Source organism: Massilia eburnea (assembly GCF_009720745.1).
GTDB lineage: Bacteria > Pseudomonadota > Gammaproteobacteria > Burkholderiales > Burkholderiaceae_D > Rugamonas > Rugamonas eburnea.
The window spans coordinates 61,623-81,834 of sequence record NZ_WNKX01000011.1; the positions used below are offsets into that span (position 1 = coordinate 61,623).

A 20,212-nucleotide genomic window follows, 5' to 3' on the forward strand; every position below is an offset into this window, starting at 1 on the left:
GCACGTCGCACCAATGCGTTACACTTAGCGAAAATAAACTAGGAGTTAAAGCATGCGCTGGGAAGGCAATCGGGAAAGTGACAACGTCGAAGACGTCCGCGGCGAAGGTGGCGGCGGAGGCGGCGGATTCGGCTTCGGCGGCCGCTCGATCGGCATCGGCACTATTGTCATCGCGTTGATTGGCGGCTGGTTGCTCGGCGTCAATCCCCTGACCATCCTCGGACTGCTGAGTGGCGGCGGCGGGCCTGCACAGGTAAGCCAGCAACAGCACCAGCCACGCCAGGAATCTGCCGCTGAAGCACGCGAATTCAAACTGATGAAAGTGGTGTTGGCCGACACCGAAGACGTGTGGACGGACCTGTTCCGCCAGAACGGCGGCACTTATCAGAAACCCAAGCTGAAGATCTTCAGCGGCAGCTACCCGACCGCCTGCGGCATGGGGCGCTCTGCCACCGGCCCGTTCTACTGTCCAGGCGACAAGGACGTCTACATCGACCTCGACTTCTTCCGCCTGATGGAACAGCGCTTCCACGCACCCGGAGAGTTCGCGCAAGCGTATGTGCTGGCGCACGAAGTCGGCCACCACGTGCAGAACCTGATGGGGATCAGCGACAAGGTGCATCACGCGCAGCAGAACTCCTCCGAACGCCAGGGCAATGCGCTGTCGGTGCGGCTGGAGCTGCAGGCAGACTGTTTCGCCGGCGTGTGGGCCTACCACGCCAACCGTGCCCGCAGCATCATCGAGAAAGGCGACGTGGAAGCGGCCCTGAATGCCGCCACCGCGATCGGCGACGATACGCTGCAAAAACAGGCGGGCGGCGAAGTGGTGCCGGATTCCTTCACCCACGGCAGTTCGGCACAGCGCGTACGCTGGTTCACGCGCGGCATTGAATCGGGCGAAATCTCGCAGTGCAATACCTTTGAGGCGCGCCAGCTGTGACGGCGCCGGTGGGAACGGCCGATCCTTATCTCTGGCTGGAAGAAGTGGGCGGTGAGGAGGCCCTGGCCTGGGTCGAGCAGCAAAACGCCATCGCCCTCAAGGAACTTCAGGCGCAGCCGGACTATCCCGGCATCCACGAGCGCCTGAAGACCATCCTCAATTCCAAAGAACGCATCCCCTACGTCAGCAAGCGCGGCGACTACCTGTACAACTTCTGGCGCGACGCCCGGCACACGCGCGGCATCTGGCGCCGCACCACGCTAGATGAATACCGGAAGGCGGAGCCGCAGTGGGAAACGGTGCTCGACATCGACAAGCTGGCTGCAGACGAAAACGAAAACTGGGTCTGGCACGGCGTGACCGGCCTCTATCCCAAGGGCGAAAAATGCCTGGTGCAGCTGTCGCGCGGCGGCGGCGACGCCCATGTGGTGCGCGAATTCGACATGGTCACGCGCAGCTTCGTCACCGACGGCTTCAACCTGCCCGAAGCGAAAAGCGATATTGGCTGGATCGACGCCGACACCATCTTCGTGTCCACCGATTTCGGCGAAGGCAGCATGACCACCTCCGGCTACCCGCGCATCGTCAAGGAATGGAAGCGAGGGACGCCGCTGGCAGCTGCCAGTACGCTGTACGAAGCGAAGGAAGACGACCTCGGTGTCGGCGCCTACAAGGACTTCACACCCGGCTACAGCCACCAGTTCATCGCACGCCAGATCGGCTTCTACGAAAGCGAGTTGTTCGTACGCGACGGCGCCACGCTGGCCAAGGTCGGCAAACCGGACGATGCCAATGCCTACACGGTGCGCGACCAGTTGATCATCGACTTGCGCTCCGACTGGGCGGTCAGCGGGTCGACCTACCGGCAAGGTTCACTGCTGGCGATGGATTTCGAACAGTTCATGCGCGGCGAGCGGCGGTTCGAGGTGTTGTTCACGCCAACGCCAAGCAGCTCGCTCGACAGCGTCTCCGCCACCCGCTCGGCGCTGCTCCTGAATGTGCTGGACAACGTCAAGAACCGCCTGGTCGAACTGCGCCATGTCGATGGCCAATGGCAGCGCCGCGACGTCAACGCGCCAGCCTTCGGCACGCTGGAAGTGCAGGCGCTGGACTCCATCGAGTCCGACCAATACTTCCTGACGGTGACGGACTTCCTGCACCCGACCACGGTGTGCCTGGCCAATGCAGGCTGCGACGAACGCACGCCGCTGAAGTCCCTGCCCGCCTTCTTCGATGCCGAACCTTACACCGTGCACCAGCATATGGCCGTATCAAAGGACGGCACCCAGGTACCCTACTTCGTAGTAATGGAAAAGGACACCAGGCTTGATGGCAACAACCCCGCCGTGCTGTACGCCTACGGCGGCTTCGAAGTCTCGATGAAGCCCTTCTACAGCGGCACCACCGGCGAAGCATGGCTCAAGCAAGGTGGCATCTACGTGCTCGCCAATATCCGCGGCGGCGGCGAATTCGGCCCGCGCTGGCACCAGGCCGCGCTGAAGGAGAACCGCCAGCGCGCCTTCGACGACTTCATCGCGGTGGCGGAAGACCTCATCCAGCGCAAGATCAGCAGCCCGCGCCACCTCGGCATCATGGGCGGCAGCAACGGCGGCCTGCTGGTCGGCGCCGCCATGACCCAGCGCCCCGACTTGTTCAACGCAGTGGTCTGCCAGGTGCCGCTGCTCGACATGCAACGCTACAGCAAGCTGCTGGCCGGCGCCTCCTGGATGGGAGAATACGGCGACCCCGACGACCCGGAACAATGGGCCTACATCAGCCGCTACTCGCCCTACCAGAACGTCTTCAAGGACAAGCACTACCCGCGCGTCCTGTTCACCACGTCCACCCGCGACGACCGCGTGCACCCCGGCCACGCCCGCAAAATGGTCGCCAGGATGAAAGGCCAGGGCCACGACGTCCTGTATTGGGAAAACACCGAAGGCGGCCACGCCGGCGCCGCCAACAACGACCAGCAAGCCCAGATGTGGGCGCTGACCTACACCTTCCTGTTGAAGCAACTGAATTAAAAGTCGGGGTCAGCTCTGGCAATCGGACATGTTTTTCGCAATGCGAAAAACATGTCCGATTGCCAGAGCTGCCCCCGACTTTCACCCCGATTCCAACTTCCCTTCAATCGTGCGCGTTCGAATATGGCAGGTCGTTATGCTGGGGAAAGTGTTGCCTCACGTGTTGCACAGTTGACAAAGTGAAGCTTTTGACCAGCTTTGTACTTGACTGTCGCTGCTTCCGGAGTGACATTAGGTCTTCCCTCGCTTTCCACCTTTACCCCTGAGGTAGCGTCAATGAATGATATGACTGAATTGCCGGAAGAGTTGGACCTCAAGCTGATCCTCTCGACTCTGATGGCACTGAAGAAGGGCGACTTCTCGGCGCGGCTGCCGTCCGACTGGACTGGCGTCTCGGGCAAGATCGCCGACACCCTCAACGACATCATCGAAACCAACGAGCGCATGGTGAAGACGGTGACGGAGGTCAGCCGCGTGGTGGGCCGCGAAGGCCGGCTGACGCAGCGCGCGAATGTGCATGTTTCCGGCGGCTGGTCGACCATCATCAGCGCAGTCAATACGCTGATCGACGACCTGGTGCGCCCAACCACCGAAATGGCGCGCGTGATCGGCGCTGTGGCAAAGGGCGACCTGTCGCAGACCATGGCGCTGGAGGTCGATGGCCACCCTCTGAAAGGCCAGTACCTGCGCGCGGCGATGACCGCGAACACCATGGTGGAGCAGTTGACCTCCTTCTCATCGGAAGTGACGCGCGTGGCGCGCGAGGTGGGTACTGAAGGTAAGCTGGGCGGCCAGGCGCAGGTGAAAGGCGTTGCAGGTACCTGGAAGGACTTGACCGACTCCGTGAACTCGATGGCAGGTAACTTGACTTCCCAGGTGCGTAACATCGCGGAGGTGACTACTGCGGTGGCGAACGGCGACTTGTCCAAGAAAATTACAGTGGACGTGCGCGGCGAGATCCTTCAGCTGAAAGACACCATCAACGTGATGGTGGACCAGCTGCGTTCTTTCGCGTCAGAAGTGACCCGCGTAGCGCGCGAGGTGGGTACCGAGGGTAAGCTGGGCGGCCAGGCATACGTGCCGGGCGTGGGCGGTACGTGGAAAGACTTGACCGACAACGTGAACTTCATGGCGTCCAACTTGACGGGCCAGGTACGTAATATCGCGGCGGTAACCACCGCCGTGGCAAACGGCGACTTGTCCAAGAAAATTACGGTGGACGTGAAGGGCGAAATCCTTGAACTGAAAAACACCATCAACGTGATGGTGGACCAGCTGTCTTCCTTCGCGTCGGAAGTGACCCGTGTGGCGCGTGAGGTGGGTACCGAGGGTAAGCTCGGCGGCCAGGCGCAGGTGAAAGGCGTGGCCGGCACGTGGAAGGACTTGACCGACTCCGTGAACTCGATGGCGGGTAACCTGACTTCGCAGGTGCGTAACATCGCGGAGGTGACCACCGCTGTGGCGAACGGCGACTTGTCCAAAAAGATCACGGTGGACGTGAAAGGCGAGATCCTCGAGCTGAAAAACACCATCAACGTGATGGTGGACCAATTGAACTCCTTCGCATCCGAGGTGACCCGCGTGGCGCGTGAGGTCGGTACCGAAGGTAAGCTGGGCGGCCAGGCAAACGTCTCCGGCGTCGGCGGTACTTGGAAGGACTTGACCGACAACGTGAACTTCATGGCGTCCAACCTGACGGGCCAGGTGCGTAACATCGCGGAGGTGACCACCGCCGTGGCGAACGGCGACCTGTCCAAGAAAATTACCGTGGACGTGAAGGGCGAGATCCTGGAACTGAAAAACACCATCAACGTCATGGTGGACCAGCTGTCCTCCTTCGCCTCCGAAGTGACCCGTGTGGCGCGTGAGGTCGGCACCGAGGGTAAGCTGGGCGGCCAGGCATACGTGCCGGGCGTGGGCGGTACGTGGAAGGACTTGACGGACAACGTGAACTTCATGGCGTCCAACCTGACGGGCCAGGTGCGTAATATCGCTGCGGTGACCACCGCCGTGGCGCGCGGCGACTTGTCGAAAAAGATTACCGTGGACGTGAAGGGTGAGATCCTTGAACTGAAAGACACCATCAACGTGATGGTGGACCAGCTGTCCTCCTTCGCATCGGAGGTGACCCGCGTGGCGCGTGAGGTCGGTACGGAAGGTAAGCTGGGCGGCCAGGCAAACGTGTCCGGCGTGGCCGGTACATGGAAGGACCTGACCGAAAACGTGAACCAGCTGGCGGCAAACCTGACCAACCAGGTGCGTGCGATTGCGGAGGTGGCGACCGCCGTGACGCGCGGCGACTTGTCCCGCTCCATCCAGGTGGAAGCGCGCGGCGAGGTGTCCTACCTGAAGGACAACATCAACGAGATGATCCGCAACCTGAAGGAAACCACGCAGAAGAATGCGCAGCAGGACTGGCTGAAAACCAACCTGGCGCGCTTCACCCGCCTGCTGCAAGGCCAGCGCGACTTGCAGGCGGTGACGAAGCTGATCCTGTCGGAGCTGGCGCCGCTGGTGTCTGCCCACCACGGCGTGTTCTATATGATGGACTCGCAACTGGCCGACGCCCGCCTGCGCATGATTGCGAGCTACGGCTACCGCTCCTCGCGCAAGCTGCCGACCTCTTTCCTGCCCGGCGAAGGCCTGGTGGGGCAGTGTGCGCTGGAGAAGGTGCGTATCTGGCTGACCGACGTGCCGCGCGATTACATCGTCGTCAGTTCCGGCCTGGGTGCGGCGCCGCCGACCAATATCGTGGTGCTGCCTATCCTGTTCGAACAACAGGTGAAGGCGGTGATCGAGATCGCCTCGCTGGACCGATTCACCGAAACCCACCTTTCCTTCCTCGACCAGTTGATGGAATCGATCGGCGTGGTGCTGAACACCATCGAGGCAAACAGCCGTACCGAATCGCTGCTGACCCAGTCGCAATCGCTGGCGCAGGAACTGCAGCAGACCAACCAGGAGCTGGCGGAAAAAGCCCGCCTGCTGTCCGAGCAGAACATCGAGGTGGAACGCAAGAACCGCGAGGTGGAACAGGCGAAACTGGCGCTGGAAGAAAAAGCCACCCAGCTGGCCCTGTCCTCCAAGTACAAGTCCGAGTTCCTGGCCAATATGTCGCACGAACTGCGCACGCCGCTGAACTCCCTCCTGATCCTGGCGCAGCAGCTGGGCGACAACCCGGAGGGCAACCTGTCCGGCAAGCAGGTGGAGTTCGCCAAGACCATCCACGGCTCCGGCTCCGACCTGCTTACCCTGATTAACGACATCCTGGACCTGTCGAAGATCGAATCCGGTACCGTCACGCTGGACGTGTCGGAGTACCGCTTCGCCAACCTGCGCAGCTACGTGGAGCGTACCTTCCGCCACATGGCCGAAGCCAAGCACCTGGGCTTCACGGTGGAACTGGGCGACAACCTGCCGACATCGCTGATGACCGACACCACGCGCCTGCAGCAGGTGCTGAAAAACCTGTTGTCCAACGCGTTCAAGTTCACCAATCACGGCCAGGTTTCGCTCGGCATCGCCCTGGTGCAAAGCGGCTGGAGCAGCGACCACCCCAACCTGGGCAACGCGGACGCGGTGCTGGCCTTCTCGGTCAGCGACACCGGTGTCGGTATCGCGGGCGACAAGCTGCAGCTGATCTTCGAAGCATTCCAGCAGGCCGACGGTTCCACCGCGCGCAAGTACGGCGGCACCGGCCTTGGCCTGTCGATTTCCCGCGAACTGGCGCGCCTGCTGGGCGGCGAGATCCGGGTCGAATCGACGGTCGGCGCAGGTTCCACCTTCACGCTGTTCCTGCCGTATAACCGCTCCGGCTTCGTGTACTACGAAACGGCACGCCAGCCGGCGATGCCGCGCTTGCCCGCTCCCGCAACGAACACGCCGATTATCGCTACGCCGTCCGTGGTGTACGCGCCGCCACCGCAAGAGCAGGTAGCCGAACAGGATGAGCAAGTCTTCGGCTCGACCATCGACGACCGCGGCCTGACCGCGCCAGGCGATCCTTCCGTGCTGATCATCGAAGACGACGATCGGTTCGCCAAGGTGGTGCTGGACTTTGCGCGGGAAAAGAACTTCAAGGGCATCGTCACCCACCAGGGCGACTGGGCACTGAGCCTGGCGCGCGACTACCTGCCGTCCGCCATCCTGCTCGACCTGGACCTGCCGGACATCGACGGCTTCACAGTCCTGGAACGCCTGAAACGCGATCCGAGCACGCGCCACATTCCGGTGCATGTGATGTCCAGCCTGCGCGAGCGTGAACGTGCGCTGCGTTCGGGCGCCATCTCCTACCTGAACAAGCCGGTCAGCAAGGAAGACCTGAACGAAGAATTCATGCGCATCCAGCGCTTCCTGATCGGCGGCAAACGCAACCTGCTGGTGGTGGACGATGAGGAGAACCAGCGCGACGCCATCGTCAAGCTGATTGGCGACACCGACGTCGACATCACGGCCGTCGGCACCGGCCAGGAAGCGCTGGCCGCGCTGCATGCCTCGCACTTCGACTGCATGGTGCTGGACCTGACCCTGCCCGACATCAGCGGCTTCGAACTGCTGGACCTGATCGGCAAGGACCAGCGCCTGCGCGACCTGCCGATCGTGATCAACACCGCCAAAGAGTTGAACCGAAAGGAAGTCGCGAAGCTGAAACGCTATGCCAAGACCATCGTCATCAAGGATGCCCGCTCGCCGGAGCGCCTGCTGGACGAAACCGCCCTCTTCCTGCACCGCTCGCAAGCCAACCTGCCCGAAGCGCAGCGCCGCATGCTGGAAGAAGTGCATGCGGCCGACGCTGGCCTGGCGGGCCGCAAAGTGCTGATCGTCGACGATGACTTGCGCAATATTTTCGCCCTGTCCTCGCTGCTGGAACGCCAGCAGATGCTGGTGTCTTTCGCCGAAAACGGGCGCGACGGCATTGAGGTGCTGGAACGCGACCCGACCATCGAGATCGTCCTGATGGACATCATGATGCCGGAAATGGACGGCTACGACACCATGCGCGCCATCCGCCGCATCCCGAAATTCCGCTCGCTGCCGATCATTACGCTGACAGCGAAGGCGATGAAGGGCGACCGCGACAAGTGTATTGCGGCCGGCGCCTCCGACTACATCACCAAGCCGGTTGACGTGGCGCAGTTGCTGTCGCTGATGCGCGTTTGGCTGCACTGATGGGCGCCAACGAAGAACTGCGCCGCAACACGGCGCCGGAGCTGGAAGAACTCGAGCTGGAATTGCTGCTGGAGGCGGTCGTGCGCCGCTTCGGATTCGACTTCCGGCTGCACGACCGCGCGCCGCTGAAGCGCAAGCTGTTCGGCTTCATGCAGCTGCGCGGGCTGGCCACGCTGTCGCAGCTGCAAGATCACGTGCTGCACGATCCCGCCACCGCGGGCAACCTGCTGCGCGCCCTGCACGTGCCGCCCGCCACCTTGTTCGACGATCCGGCGGAAGCGCTGATGCTGCGCGAATCCGCCGAACATTCCTTGCGCGGCGCCGCCCTGCCCCGCATCTGGCTGGCCGACTGCGCCGGCGCCGGCCAGGCATGGACGCTTGCCATTATCCTGTCCGAAATGGGGCTGCTGGCGCACGCCGAAATCCACGCCACGGTCGCCAGCGACGACATGCTCGATGAAGCAGCTGCCGCCTGGCTGACCGAGGCCGAACTGGAACGGGCACAATCCGCTTACGCACAAGCGGGGGGAAAGGGCCGCCTGGCCGACTACTTCACTATCCAGGGCGGGCACGCCGTGCTCGCGCCCTCGCTGCGCTGCCATATCACGTGGGCGCAATACAACCTGGTCACCGACGCTTCGTTCAATGAGTTCAACCTGATCGCCTGCCAGCGCGCCTTGCCCGACTTCGGCCCGCTGCTGCGCCAGCGCGTACTGCAGCTATTTCACGATAGCCTGGTGCCTTTCGGCACGCTGGGACTGGACCGCGAGCTCGATCCCGCCGATCCGTTCAGCGCAGGATACCTGGCCTTAAGCCCAGGACAGCCCTGGTACAAACGCGTTACCTGAAGCCTTCCGCTTCCAGTACAAATGCGGCGGCCTGGAAGTCGCCCTCCAGCGCCGCTTTCAGGCCGTTCCCCATCCAGTACGCGCCGCTGGCTTTGGAAGGCGTTCCCGCCGCTGCCGCGCCCGAGATCGCGCGCAAGGTATAGACGGCGTCCGGCAGCAGGCCGCGCAGCTGGATCATCGGCTGTGCGGAGCGCATCATGCTTGAGTGCAGGAAGGCGAACAACACGGCCTGCTTGCGGTCCTGCGACACGGACAGCGTGGCCGAACGCGGCGCGCCATTCCCCGGCGAGACCAGGCGGTACAGGTTCCCAAGCTGCACCGTCGACCGGATCCGTTTGTATTCCGCTACCAGGCGCTTGGCTTTGGCGAAATCGTCTTCGGTCCAGTGCTTCAAGTTGGCGCCGATGCCAAGCCCGCCCTGCATCGCCGAAAGGAAGCGGTAGTCGAGCGACGTCACGCGCCTGTTCACGAAATTCGGCGAATCGGTGACCCAGGCCATCATGATGGCAGGGCTGTAGGCGTGGCTGAATCCATCCTGGATGACCAGGCGGTCATATGGATCGGTGTTATCGGAAGTCCAGACCTGCTCGGTGAGTTTCATGATTCCCAGGTCCACCCGGCCGCCGCCGCTGGCGCAGGATTCGATCTCCAGGCGGGGGTGCCTGCGGCGCAGCTCCGCCAGCAGGCGATACAGGTTGTCCACGTAGGCGACATAAAGCCGCTGCTGTTCATCCGGCGCCACTTCCGGCCAGCCTGGCTCCGACCAGGTGCGGTTATGGTCCCACTTCAGGTATTCGATGTTATTGCTGGAGACCAGGTCATCCAGCACCTTCAGCAGATGCTCGCAGACGTCCTTGCGCGCGAGGTTGAGCACCAGCTGGTTGCGCGCCTCGGAGCGCTGCCGGCCCGGGAAGTTGATTACCCAGTCCGGGTGCGCGCGATAAAGATCGCTGTCGGGATTGACCATTTCCGGCTCGACCCACAGGCCAAACTGCATCCCAAGGCCGTTGACGTGCTTGATCAGGGGACCAAGTCCATTCGGGAACTTCTTGCGGTTGACGACCCAGTCGCCGAGGCCCGTCTTGTCATTATTGCGGGCGCCAAACCAGCCATCGTCAACTACAAAACGCTCAACACCGATACTGGCTGCCTTCTCCGCCAGCGCCATCTGGCCTGCCTCGTTCACGTCGAAGAAAGTCGCTTCCCACGAGTTGTAGAGGACGGGCCGCAAGCGCGGGACCGGAGCGTTCGGCAAGATCTTCTCGCGCTGGAAGCGGTGGAAGACGCGCGACGCACCGCCAAAGCCTTCGTTTGAAAAACCGGCATAAAACACCGGCGATGCCAAGCTCTCGCCGGGCTTGAGGCGGTAATTGAAGTCGAAAGGATTATAGCCGGCGGTAGCGTGCACCCCGCCCATCGCGTCCATCTCGACGTTGATGCGCCATGAACCGCTCCAGCCAAGCGCCCCGAACCAGACTGGCCCCGCCTCCTCGCCGGTCGTATTGCGGCTCAGCGCAATCCATGGATTGGACTGATGCGAAGTGACGCCCTTGCGGCTTTCCACGAAAAATGCGCCCGGCGTGACGGCCCGGGTCTGGAGCATGAACTCTCCCGCCCAACGGCCGGACAGGAACGACAACTGGTAATCATCGCTGTAAGGAAGGTTCACGCAAGCCGCCGCCATCTGATCCACCTGGATCCAGCTGCCGGTGCGGTTTTCAACAACGGCGGAACGCGCCAGGATGCCGGTCGCCTCGTCCATCGCATACGTCAATGAAACGTGGACCGCGCGCTTAACGTCCTTCAACTGCACTAGCAGCTGGTCGCCGCGGAATTGATGGCCGGTATACCGCAAGTCAAGATCCCGCACACCATCAGGGAAGCGCACTTTCAGCGCGGGTTCCGTGGTCAAGCCCCCGCCAAAACCGGCGAATTCGTAGGGCGTGACGGCAATCGGCACTTCGTTCGACGAATTCCCTTCAACAATGACGGCTGCCGGCAGTTTGTCACTGGCGTCCAGCGCAGGCCCCCAGTACAGGGACTGCAGCTGCCCCTCCGCATTGACGCCAAACGCGTAGCTGCTGCCGCCGCCATCGAACCGGAAAACCTTGCCGGCATCATCCACCAGTGCCCGCGCCCTCGCGCCGCCGGTAAAAGCCAGGCTGGCAGCAGAGCCCAGCAAGCCGAGAAAGACTTTGCGCCGCGTTTCGTTCGTCCCCGTCATCGATTCCTCTTCGAGATAGCGTCAGTACCCCGAGCTTATCAAACAAGCCAACCGCTATAACAAAGCTATATCAGCAAGGACTAGATCAAGGCGAAATCGAAATATCACTACTTTCGATCGTGTGCAAAATTGCACAACGTGAGTGCGGCACTGTCAGTTTCGCACAGTTGGCAAAACATGCACACTCCTCGCATAACAAAACCTGAGGAGACTTTGATGCGTGTGTCGAAAAACAATGTCATGCTGCGCCGCTCCGTGGCCGCGGTCATGATGACCCTTCCCGCCATGTACGCCCATCCAGTACTGGCGCAAACGGCCGACGGGGAGAAAGCTGAAGGCGCGATCGACCGTGTCATCGTCACTGCGCGCAAACGTGCGGAGCTGATCCAGGACGTGCCGGGCGCCGTCACCGCCCTTTCCGGCGCCCAGCTGGAAAAACAGGCGCTGCCCGACATCACCGCGCTGACCGACATCGTTCCGAACACCACGCTCAAGGCCTCGCGCGGCACCAACACCACCCTGACCGCCTTCATCCGCGGCATTGGCCAGCAAGACCCGGTGGCCGGCTTCGAACAAGGCGTCGGCATCTACCTGGACGATATCTACCTGGCGCGCCCGCAAGGCGCCCTGACCGACATCTACGACCTGGAGCGCATCGAAGTCCTGCGTGGTCCGCAGGGCACGCTGTACGGCCGCAACACCATCGGCGGCGCGGTAAAGTATGTGACGCGCAAGCTCTCGCCCAACCCGAGCTTTGAAATCAAGGGCGCGCTGGGCAACTACAAACAGCACGACCTGGTATTGAAAGGCAGCACACCGATCAACGACATGCTGCGCGTGGGCGCAACCATTGGCACCTTCAACCGCGACGGCTTCGGCAAGAACGTGGTCAATGGCCGCGAAAACTACAACAAGGACGTCAACGCGGCCCGCGTGAGCGCCGAACTGGTACCCAGCACCGACCTGTTCATCCGCCTGGCCGCCGACTACACCAAGGACGACTCCCAGCCCAAGCAAGGCTACCGCCTGCTGAACGCCCCGCCGCCAGGCAACGAGCCGCCGCTGGACGGCGCTTACGACACGCGCGCCAACCTGTACAAAGTGAATGGCCACGACCAGCAGGTGACCACCAAGGGCGCTTCGCTGACCATCGACTACAACATTACGCCGGATACGATGTTCAAGTCGGTGACGGCGCACCGCTCTTCGAAATCCTATGCACCGATCGACTTCGACTCGCTGAACGCCGCACTGTGGGAAGCCCCGGCCATTTACAGCGACAAGCAGGACAGCCAGGAATTCCAGCTCACCTACACCGGCTCCAAATGGCAAGGCGTGGCTGGTTTGTTCTACATGAAGACCAACGCCTTCAACGAATTCGACGTGCTGTATGGCGCCGGCGCCGGCTTCTCGCTGCTGACGCGCGACGATATCGACTCCAAGACCTGGGCGGTGTACGCCGACGCCAGCTACAACGTGACCGACGCCTTCAACGTGAGCGTAGGCGGCCGCTGGACCGACGACGAACGCGAAGCCGCCATCTACAAGCGCACCTATCTCGGCCTGGCCGGTTCGCCCAACCTCGGCAATCCAGCCGCAGTCGGCCTGGCGCCCAACACCGACCTTGGCAAGGACGACCTGCACCGCAAGGACAAGAAATTCACTCCGAAACTGGGCTTCGGCTGGAAGCTCTCGCCCGAGCATAACCTGTACGGCGGTTACCAGAGCGGCTTCAAAGGCGGCATGTTCGACCCGCGCATGGACCTGGCGGCGACGGGCGGCCCGAATACTCCCGCTTCGCTGGAAAAGCGCAAAGGCGTCAATCCCGAAGAAGTCGACTCGCTTGAACTGGGCCTGAAGTCCTCGCTGAACGGCGGCCGCCTGCAGACCAATGCAGCCGTGTTCTACACCGACTACAAGAATGTGCAGATCCCCGGCTCGATCCCCACCTTCAATGCCCAAGGCCAGGTGAACGGCTTCGCCGGCACGCTGACCAACGCCGGCAAGGCCAAGATCAAGGGCGTAGAACTGGAAGCGATTGCCCGCGTGACGGACCAACTGTCCCTGAACGGCATGGTCAGCTACATCGACGCCAAATACAAGGAATGGATGGTCGCCAGCGGCGCCAACCTGATCAACGTCGCCGGCAGCGCCGAATTCCAGAACACGCCGAAGAAATCGGCCAACCTGGGCGCGACTTACGAATGGCCGGTCAGCCTGTTCGGCCGCGGCGGCAGCATGAGCTTCAACCCCAGTCTGTCCTACAAGGACAAGGTCTACCAGGCCGAAATCGTACGCCTGACCGGCATTGCCTCGATGGACGCACTGGTGCCGCAAAACCAGATGCTGGCGCAAGGCGGCTTCACCTTGTGGGATGCCGGGCTGGTATGGACCAGTTCCGACCGCCGCCTGCAAATCGGCCTGCACGGCCGCAACCTGACGGACAAGCGCTACAAAGTAGCAGGCTACGCCTTCGGCGGCTTCTTCAGCACCGTCACCACCTACTACGGCGACCCGCGCACCTACAAGCTCACCGCCTCGTATAAGTTCTAAGAGAAAAGTCGGGGCAGCGGAAAAAAGGGGACGTACCCCTTTTTTCCGCTGCCCCGACTTTCATGCACGTTACGATTGGTGAGATTTCTTTCGCGCTGACAGGCTTATGATGGCGGTGAGGAGAGCCAGATGTTGCTCGAGCGCGAAAGGGAGTTGGAAACACTTCAGCGGCTAGCCAGTCGTGCCGACTCCGGCGTGGGCGGCATGGCTCTGGTGCTGGGTGAAGCCGGCATCGGCAAGTCGTCCTTGCTGCAGGCTTTTGCTGCGCCCTTGAGGGACCGCTTCCTGCTGCTGCAAGGCGCTTGCGAAGACTTGTCCACGCCCCGTGCGCTGGGGCCGCTGCGCGACTTCGCCTGCGAACTGGGTTCCGATGTCGTCTGCGCCATCGATAACGCGGCCAGTCCCGACCAGTTGATGCCTTTGCTGCTGGGCCGCCTGGCCGCGCAGCCGCGCCCCGTGCTGGTCCTGTGCGAAGACTTGCACTGGGCCGACCAGGCCACGCTGGATTTGCTCAAGTACCTGGCGCGCCGCATTGCCGGGCAGCGCATCGTGCTGCTGGCCAGCGTCCGCAACGATGAACTGCCTCCCGACCACGCTTTCTGGCGCTGGGCCGGCGACTTGCCTGCCGCAAGTACCCAGCGCATCGCGCTGTCGCCGCTGTCACCGCAAGCCGTGGCCACGCTGGCACGCGATGCACCTTGCGACCCGGCGGAACTGTACCGCGTCACCGGCGGCAATCCCTTCTTCCTGTCCGAATTGCTGACCGATTGCGACAGCACCCTGGGCCACTTGCCGGCTTCGGTGCGCGATGCGGTGTGGGCGCGCATGTCACGCCTGCCCGCGCAAGTGCGGACGGTGCTGGAACTGGTCAGCGTCAGTCCTGTCGCGCTGGAAGAGTGGCTGCTGGAAGCGGTTCTGGGCGACGATGGACATGAGGCCATCGATGGCAGCGTCGACAGCGGCCTGCTGCAGCGCGCCAGTCCCGGCCATCTGTCGTTCCGCCATGAACTGGCGCGGCAGGCAGTGCTGAGCGGCCTGCGGCCGGCAGCCTCGCGCGCCCTGCACAAGCGCCTGTGCAAGGTGCTGACCGAACAGGCTCCCAGCCACGCCCGGGTCGAGCTGGCAAGACTGGTGCACCATGCCACCGGCGCCCAGGACGCGCACATGGTGCTGCAATTGGCGCCGCGTGCAGCGCGCCAGGCGGCGCGGCTGGGGGCGCACCGGCAGGCGGCGGCCCACCTGGCCAGCGCCCTGCAGTTTGTCGACGCCGTCAGCTGGACCGGCGATGCCGCCCAGCTTTACGAGGACTGGGCATATGAGGCGGGCCTGCTGCGCATCGATGAGCGCTTGATCGAAGCCCGCAAGAAAGCCATCGAACTGTGGCAAAGCGTGGAGCGGCCCGACAAGGCGGGACTGAACCTGCGCTGGCTGGCGCGCACCTATTGGTATCGCGGCGAGTCGAAGGAGGCCGAGCGCTACGGCCTGGAAGCGATCCGCACGCTGGAGCAACTGCCGAACAGCAAAGAGCTGGCCATGGCCTACAGCATGCGTTCCCAGCACCAGCTGCTGCAAAACCATCCCGCTTCCGCCATCGAATGGGGCCGGCTCGCACTGGAACTGGCCACCACGCTGGACGACCACGATACGCGGGTGCACGCCCTGACCAATATCGGCAGCGCCAAGCTGTTCCTGGGCGACGGCGGCGGCCAGCAGGAACTGGCGGAAGGATTGCAGTGCGCGCTGGCTCAGCACCTGCACGAACACGCGGCGCGCATCTACAGCAACTGGATCGAGTACGCGGTGGTGTTCAAGCAATTCGCCCTGGCGGAACGCCTGCTGGCCGAGGGCCTGGCATATCACCGGGAACATGAACTGGACGCCTGGGTGCACTACCTGACCGGCTGGCAGGCGCAGCTCCACCTCGACAAGGGCGAATTCGCCGCCGCTGCCGCGCTGGCGCGGCAAGTCCTTGCCCTGCCTGACCTCAGCCTGGTGATGCGCCTGCCGGCATTGACGGTGCTGGGCCGCACCCTGTCGCGCCAGGGCGAGGCGGAAGCCGCGCGCTGCCTGCAGGAGGCCTTGCAATGGGCACGGGCCACGGGCGAATCGCAACGCCTGCTGCCCGTGCTGCTGGCCCTTGTGGAAGCTGCTTGGCAGGCGCAGGACATTGAAACTTGCCGCCGCTGGCTGGAAGAAGCGGCCCAATTCGACTTCTCCGGCGTGAATGCCTGGGACCTGGCCGAAGTCTGCACATGGCAGCGCCGCGCCGAGGCAGCGCCCCTGCCCGAGTGCGAACTGCCGCCGCCAGCACCGCGTGCAGCCGAACTGTCGGGCAATGGCCAGGCCGCCTGCGATACCTGGCTGGCGCTCGGGCTCCCTTACGAAGCTGCCCTGGCCCTGCTCGACATTCCAGGCGATGCGGCGGCGCAAGCCATGCCGAAGGCTGTCGCCCTGCTGGAGCAGATTGGCGCCGTCCCGGCAGCGGCCATGGCGCGCCAGCGCGCGCGCGCCTGCGGCGCTCAGGCCCAGTTGCCCAAATCGCGGCGCGGGCCTTACGCGGCAGCGCGCGAACACCCCAGCGGCCTGACACGCCGCGAAGCCCAGGTGCTGGAATTGCTGCTGGAAGGACTGAGCAACCTGGAAATCGCCCAGCGCCTGTGCCGCTCCGAACGCACCGTTGAACACCACGTTTCCACACTCCTCGGCAAGATGGGCGCCAGCACCCGCCTCGACCTGCTGCGCCGTCCGCCCTCCTCCCTGCACAAAAACTAGGTGCTGGCCTGCCCGGAAAATGGGTGCCAGTACCAATTCGCGGCGCCCGCCCGCAGCCTAAAGTGACAGCCATGGAAAACCCGGGGCGCGGTTCACCGCCTGGTCCAGCCCACCCGCCCCGGTTCACTAACGGACCGCCTGGAGAACGTCATGGAAGAGCTGAGCATGCGCAATACCCAAAGCAAGAACAATCACGTCAAGATTGTCGTCAGCGAAGGCAAGGTCACGCTGGAAGAACTGCACCGTGCACTCGACATCGCAGTGGCCCAGATGGTGCCCAAGGGCGGGTGCAATTGCGGCCTGACGGGATTCGACCTGACTTTCCTGCGCGGCGACCCGGCCATCGGGCGCGTGCTGCGCGAAGTGCCGCATATTGAAGGCGCGGTGATCCAGCATGTATCCGTCTTCGGCTGAATTGTTGTCTGCCGACCCACGTCCGCCACTGGGCGTGGGCGTCAGCTACGAAGGACGCGATCCGGCCTTGCTGGAAATGATGCTGCCATATGCGGACATCATCGAGGTGACGCCGGAAACCATGTCGGTGGCCGATGGCGACCGCATTGCGCTGGACCCGGCAATCCTGGCCGAACTGAAAAATATCGACCGCGAAAAGACGATCGTGGTGCATGGCGTCAGCCTGTCCATCGGTTCGCACGACGGCTGGTCGCCCACCTACCTGCACTTGCTGGACGAATTGATGGACCAGGTGCGGGTGCGCTGGCACAGCGAGCACCTGGGCTACACCCGGGTCGACGGCGAGCATCTGGGCATCATGCTGGCCCTGCCCCGCACCGAGCAAGCCGCCGAGCTGGTGGCACAGCGCGCCTGGTGCCTGCAGCAGCGCTACGGCCTGCCTTTCCTGCTGGAGAATATCGTGCACGTGGTGCCGGACTGCCCGGCCCACTACAGCGACGCCGGTTTCCTCAACGCCATCGCGGCGCACAGCGGCTGCGGCTTGATCCTGGACGTCTACAACCTTGAGTGCGATGAGCACAACCATGCGCTCGACATCCAGGCCTTCCTGGCGGAGCTGGACGGCAGCCGCGTACGCGAACTGCACGTCGCCTGCGGCGTGCAGCACAATGGCTTGATGCTGGACGTGCATTCGCGCCTGCCGCGGCCGTGCACCATGGACCTGGCGCAGCAAGTGCTGCGGGACGTGGCCACCGAAGCGCAAGTGATCGTGTATGAATTCATGCCCGAGGCAGTGCCCGGCCTGGGCCATGCAGCCATTGCCGACACCTTGCGGCAAATGCGCCAACGCGAATGGAGGTAGCGATGGATCTGGCCAGCCACCAGCGCATCCTGCTTGGCCTGATGCGCGCCAATTACCAGCCCGGCGCCGGCGACGCGCCGTATTACCATCATGTCGCCGCCTCGCCCGATTTGCAGGAAGCGCGTGGGAATGTCCACTTGTGGCGGATCTACGTGCTGGAACGCACTTGCGTGCTGACGGTTGAATTGCTGCGCCAGGCCTGCCTGCTCGACGAGGCTCTGGAAGCATTCATCCGGGAGCAGAATATTCCGCCTTTCCGCGAATACCAGCCGCTGGCCTTCCTGGATTTCCTGGCCGGGCATGATGACCCGCTGGTCGTTTCAGTCTCGCAGTTCGAACTGGCCCTGATGAAAGTGCGCGAGGGCGACCCGTGCCACTACTTTGTGGACTGGAGCTACGCCCCGGCGCCCATCCTGAACGCGCTGGCGCAAGGCGCCGCTTTGCCCGACACCGCGCCGCCCGACCTGCACCGCATCGAGATCGGCATCGACTTGCCTCACTTATTCGAAATAAACAGGCTGGCGCGCGATTCCGCAAACTGGCGCAGCAGGTTCCACACGGCGCGCACGCGCGGCAGCCGGTACAAGTCGACCGGCGCCACCAGCCAATAGGCACGCTCGACGAAGACTTCGTCCTGCAGCACCGGCACCAGGCGGCCATCGGTCGCCATATACGGCGGCGCCATCATCAGGCCCAGGCCCGCCGCCGCCGCCTCAGCCTGCGCCAGCATGCCGGTGCAGCACAGGCGGCGGCGCGGATTGACGCCCAGTTCATCGAGGAAGTTCAGCTCATTGCTGGCGAGGCGATCCTGCACGTAATCGACAAAGTCGTGGCCGGCCAGATCGCTGCGCTTCTGGATCGGCGCATGGCGCGCCAGGTATTCCGGCGAACCGTAGACGTAAAGGCGGAAGGACGCCAGGCGCGTCACCATGTAGCGGCCCGTGTTGGGCGCATCCAGCGTCACGCCCAGGTCGGCCTCGCGGCTGGCCAGGTTGGCGAAACGGGGCTGCACCAGCAGGTCCACCGACAGCTCGGGATAATCCTGCAGGAACTGCGCCAAAAGCGGCGTGATGAAACGCACGCCCAGCGCCTCCGGCACGCCCAGCCGCACCACGCCGCGGATCGCGACCTCGGTACCGGACAACTGGCCCTGCGCCGCCAGTACCGCGCTTTCCATGGCCTCCGCATGCGGCAGCACGGCGTGCCCCATCTCGGTCAGCTCATACCCTTCACGCGAGCGGTCGAACAAGGTGGCCCCCAATTGCTGCTCGAGGCGGTCGATGCGGCGCGAAACGGTGGTGTGCTCCACTTCCAGCCGGCGCGAGGCGCCGGACAGGGTGCCGGAGCGCGCCAGCTCCAGGAAGAAGCGCAAGTCGGTCCATTCGGGCAGTGTTTTCATGCGCCTTATTGTGCATCATTTTCGGTCCGCATTGCGCCAATGTGCAAAATTGCACACACAGTGGGCGCAGCCTCCGGTTCCGTGATCGATGCATTTCTTGCACACTGCACGCTCCTGCAACGCTGCCCACGAGGACCATGTATTCCGAGATCAGCTACACCAGCGACGATGGCCTGCGCCTCTATGCGCGCGACTACCCTGCCGCCAGCGGTCCGGCGCGCCTGCCCGTGATCTGCATCCACGGCCTGACGCGCAATTCGGCCGACTTCGAGGACGTCGCGCCCTGGCTTGCCGCCCAGGGCCGGCGCGTGATCGCCGTCGACGTGCGGGGCCGCGGCAATTCCGAATACGACCCGAACCCGGACCGCTACACCACCATGGTCTACGCCAACGACGTGGTCAAGATGGCGAACGACCTGGGCATCGAGCGTGCGGTCTTCATCGGCACCTCGATGGGCGGCCTGATCACCATGACGCTGGCCCTGCGCAAATCGAGCCTGGTCGCCGCCGCTGTCCTGAACGACGTCGGGCCGACCTTGTCCGAGCGCGGGCTGGCGCGCATCCGCAGCTATACCGGCAAAGGCGAACAGTTCACCAGCTGGCAGCAGGCAGCGGACTACATCAGCAGCATCAATGGCGTCGCCTTCCCCGCCAACACCGCGCAGGAATGGGAACGCTGGGCGCACCGCGCCTTCCGTGAACAGGGCGACGGCACCCTGGCCATGCGCTACGACCCGAACATCGCCGTTCCGATCCGCGCCAACAAGCTGCGCTCGACGTCGATGGCAGCGCACTTCGCCTTCCGCCGCCTGGCCCGGCGCCGCCCGACCCTGCTGATACGCGGCGGCCTGTCGGACCTGATCGAGCTGGCGCAAGCCAGCGGCATGCGCGCAGCCGCACCGCGCATGCTGTATGCTGAGGTGCCCGATGTCGGCCATGCGCCGATGCTGTCCGAACCCGCCGCGCAGGAAGCGCTGCGCAGCTTCCTCGCCACCGTCGATTGA

The 20,212-nt window shown here is 63.6% G+C and carries 12 protein-coding genes; 10 read left to right on the forward strand and 2 right to left on the reverse strand.

What is annotated here, in order from left to right:
- Window positions 1–52: 52 nt before the first annotated feature.
- The 4 genes from ypfJ to GM658_RS15720 all read left to right on the forward strand — a co-directional run bounded on the left by ypfJ (window position 53) and on the right by GM658_RS15720 (window position 8,984).
- On the forward strand, window positions 53–940 hold the full coding sequence (gene ypfJ, locus GM658_RS15705) for a KPN_02809 family neutral zinc metallopeptidase (protein WP_155454994.1): 888 nt from the start codon (window positions 53–55) through the stop codon (window positions 938–940).
- Window positions 937–2,967 (forward strand): prolyl oligopeptidase family serine peptidase, encoded by a 2,031-nt coding sequence (locus GM658_RS15710; protein ID WP_170298835.1) that lies wholly within the window; start codon window positions 937–939, stop codon window positions 2,965–2,967. The genes ypfJ and GM658_RS15710 overlap by 4 nt, the downstream gene beginning before the upstream one ends.
- A 276-nt stretch (window positions 2,968–3,243) precedes the next feature.
- Entirely contained in the window at window positions 3,244–8,136 is a 4,893-nt protein-coding gene (locus GM658_RS15715) for a HAMP domain-containing protein (protein ID WP_155454995.1), read from the forward strand.
- Window positions 8,124–8,984 (forward strand): CheR family methyltransferase, encoded by an 861-nt coding sequence (locus tag GM658_RS15720; protein WP_229416930.1) that lies wholly within the window; start codon window positions 8,124–8,126, stop codon window positions 8,982–8,984. Before GM658_RS15715 ends, GM658_RS15720 begins: the two co-directional genes overlap by 13 nt.
- On the opposite strand, the gene GM658_RS15725 is transcribed toward GM658_RS15720, so the two are convergent.
- The gene (locus GM658_RS15725) at window positions 8,977–11,208 is read right to left on the reverse strand and encodes an alpha-galactosidase (RefSeq protein ID WP_155454996.1); all 2,232 of its coding nucleotides are present in this window, start codon (window positions 11,206–11,208) and stop codon (window positions 8,977–8,979) included. The two genes, GM658_RS15720 and GM658_RS15725, sit on opposite strands and share 8 nt — an antisense overlap.
- Window positions 11,209–11,424: 216 nt before the next feature.
- Here GM658_RS15725 and GM658_RS15730 point away from each other — a divergent pair, with 216 nt between their 5' ends.
- From GM658_RS15730 to GM658_RS15750, 5 genes are all read left to right on the forward strand, one after another.
- Window positions 11,425–13,761 carry a TonB-dependent receptor gene (locus tag GM658_RS15730; protein ID WP_170298836.1) on the forward strand — a complete coding sequence of 779 codons (2,337 nt, stop codon included), beginning with the start codon at window positions 11,425–11,427 and terminating at the stop codon, window positions 13,759–13,761.
- A 129-nt stretch (window positions 13,762–13,890) separates the two neighbouring features.
- Complete coding sequence (locus GM658_RS15735; protein ID WP_155454998.1) at window positions 13,891–16,533, forward strand: LuxR family transcriptional regulator; 2,643 nt, start codon at window positions 13,891–13,893, stop codon at window positions 16,531–16,533.
- Between the two features lie 150 nt (window positions 16,534–16,683).
- The gene (locus GM658_RS15740) at window positions 16,684–16,947 is read left to right on the forward strand and encodes a hypothetical protein (protein ID WP_155454999.1); all 264 of its coding nucleotides are present in this window, start codon (window positions 16,684–16,686) and stop codon (window positions 16,945–16,947) included.
- On the forward strand, window positions 16,928–17,809 hold the full coding sequence (locus GM658_RS15745; protein WP_155455000.1) for an MbnB/TglH/ChrH family RiPP precursor modification enzyme: 882 nt from the start codon (window positions 16,928–16,930) through the stop codon (window positions 17,807–17,809). The genes GM658_RS15740 and GM658_RS15745 overlap by 20 nt, the downstream gene beginning before the upstream one ends.
- A 2-nt stretch (window positions 17,810–17,811) precedes the next feature.
- Entirely contained in the window at window positions 17,812–18,420 is a 609-nt protein-coding gene (locus GM658_RS15750; RefSeq protein WP_155455001.1) for a hypothetical protein, read from the forward strand.
- On the opposite strand, the gene GM658_RS15755 is transcribed toward GM658_RS15750, so the two are convergent.
- Window positions 18,306–19,208: a LysR family transcriptional regulator gene (locus GM658_RS15755; RefSeq protein ID WP_155455002.1), complete on the reverse strand. Its 903-nt coding sequence runs from the start codon at window positions 19,206–19,208 to the stop codon at window positions 18,306–18,308. The two genes, GM658_RS15750 and GM658_RS15755, sit on opposite strands and share 115 nt — an antisense overlap.
- Window positions 19,209–19,345: 137 nt before the next feature.
- Here GM658_RS15755 and GM658_RS15760 point away from each other — a divergent pair, with 137 nt between their 5' ends.
- Window positions 19,346–20,212: an alpha/beta fold hydrolase gene (locus GM658_RS15760; RefSeq protein WP_155455003.1), complete on the forward strand. Its 867-nt coding sequence runs from the start codon at window positions 19,346–19,348 to the stop codon at window positions 20,210–20,212.

Bases quoted from the DNA above. Each gene is read 5' to 3' on its own strand.
- GM658_RS15740 (WP_155454999.1), top strand. From the start codon at position 16,684: ATGGAAGAGCTGAGCATGCGCAATACCCAAAGCAAGAACAATCACGTC.
- GM658_RS15735 (WP_155454998.1), top strand. From the start codon at position 13,891: ATGTTGCTCGAGCGCGAAAGGGAGTTGGAAACACTTCAGCGGCTAGCC.
- GM658_RS15755 (WP_155455002.1), bottom strand. From the start codon at position 19,208: ATGAAAACACTGCCCGAATGGACCGACTTGCGCTTCTTCCTGGAGCTG.
- GM658_RS15745 (WP_155455000.1), top strand. From the start codon at position 16,928: ATGTATCCGTCTTCGGCTGAATTGTTGTCTGCCGACCCACGTCCGCCA.
- GM658_RS15725 (WP_155454996.1), bottom strand. From the start codon at position 11,208: ATGACGGGGACGAACGAAACGCGGCGCAAAGTCTTTCTCGGCTTGCTG.
- GM658_RS15730 (WP_170298836.1), top strand. From the start codon at position 11,425: ATGCGTGTGTCGAAAAACAATGTCATGCTGCGCCGCTCCGTGGCCGCG.
- GM658_RS15760 (WP_155455003.1), top strand. From the start codon at position 19,346: ATGTATTCCGAGATCAGCTACACCAGCGACGATGGCCTGCGCCTCTAT.
- ypfJ (WP_155454994.1), top strand. From the start codon at position 53: ATGCGCTGGGAAGGCAATCGGGAAAGTGACAACGTCGAAGACGTCCGC.
- GM658_RS15750 (WP_155455001.1), top strand. From the start codon at position 17,812: ATGGATCTGGCCAGCCACCAGCGCATCCTGCTTGGCCTGATGCGCGCC.
- GM658_RS15715 (WP_155454995.1), top strand. From the start codon at position 3,244: ATGAATGATATGACTGAATTGCCGGAAGAGTTGGACCTCAAGCTGATC.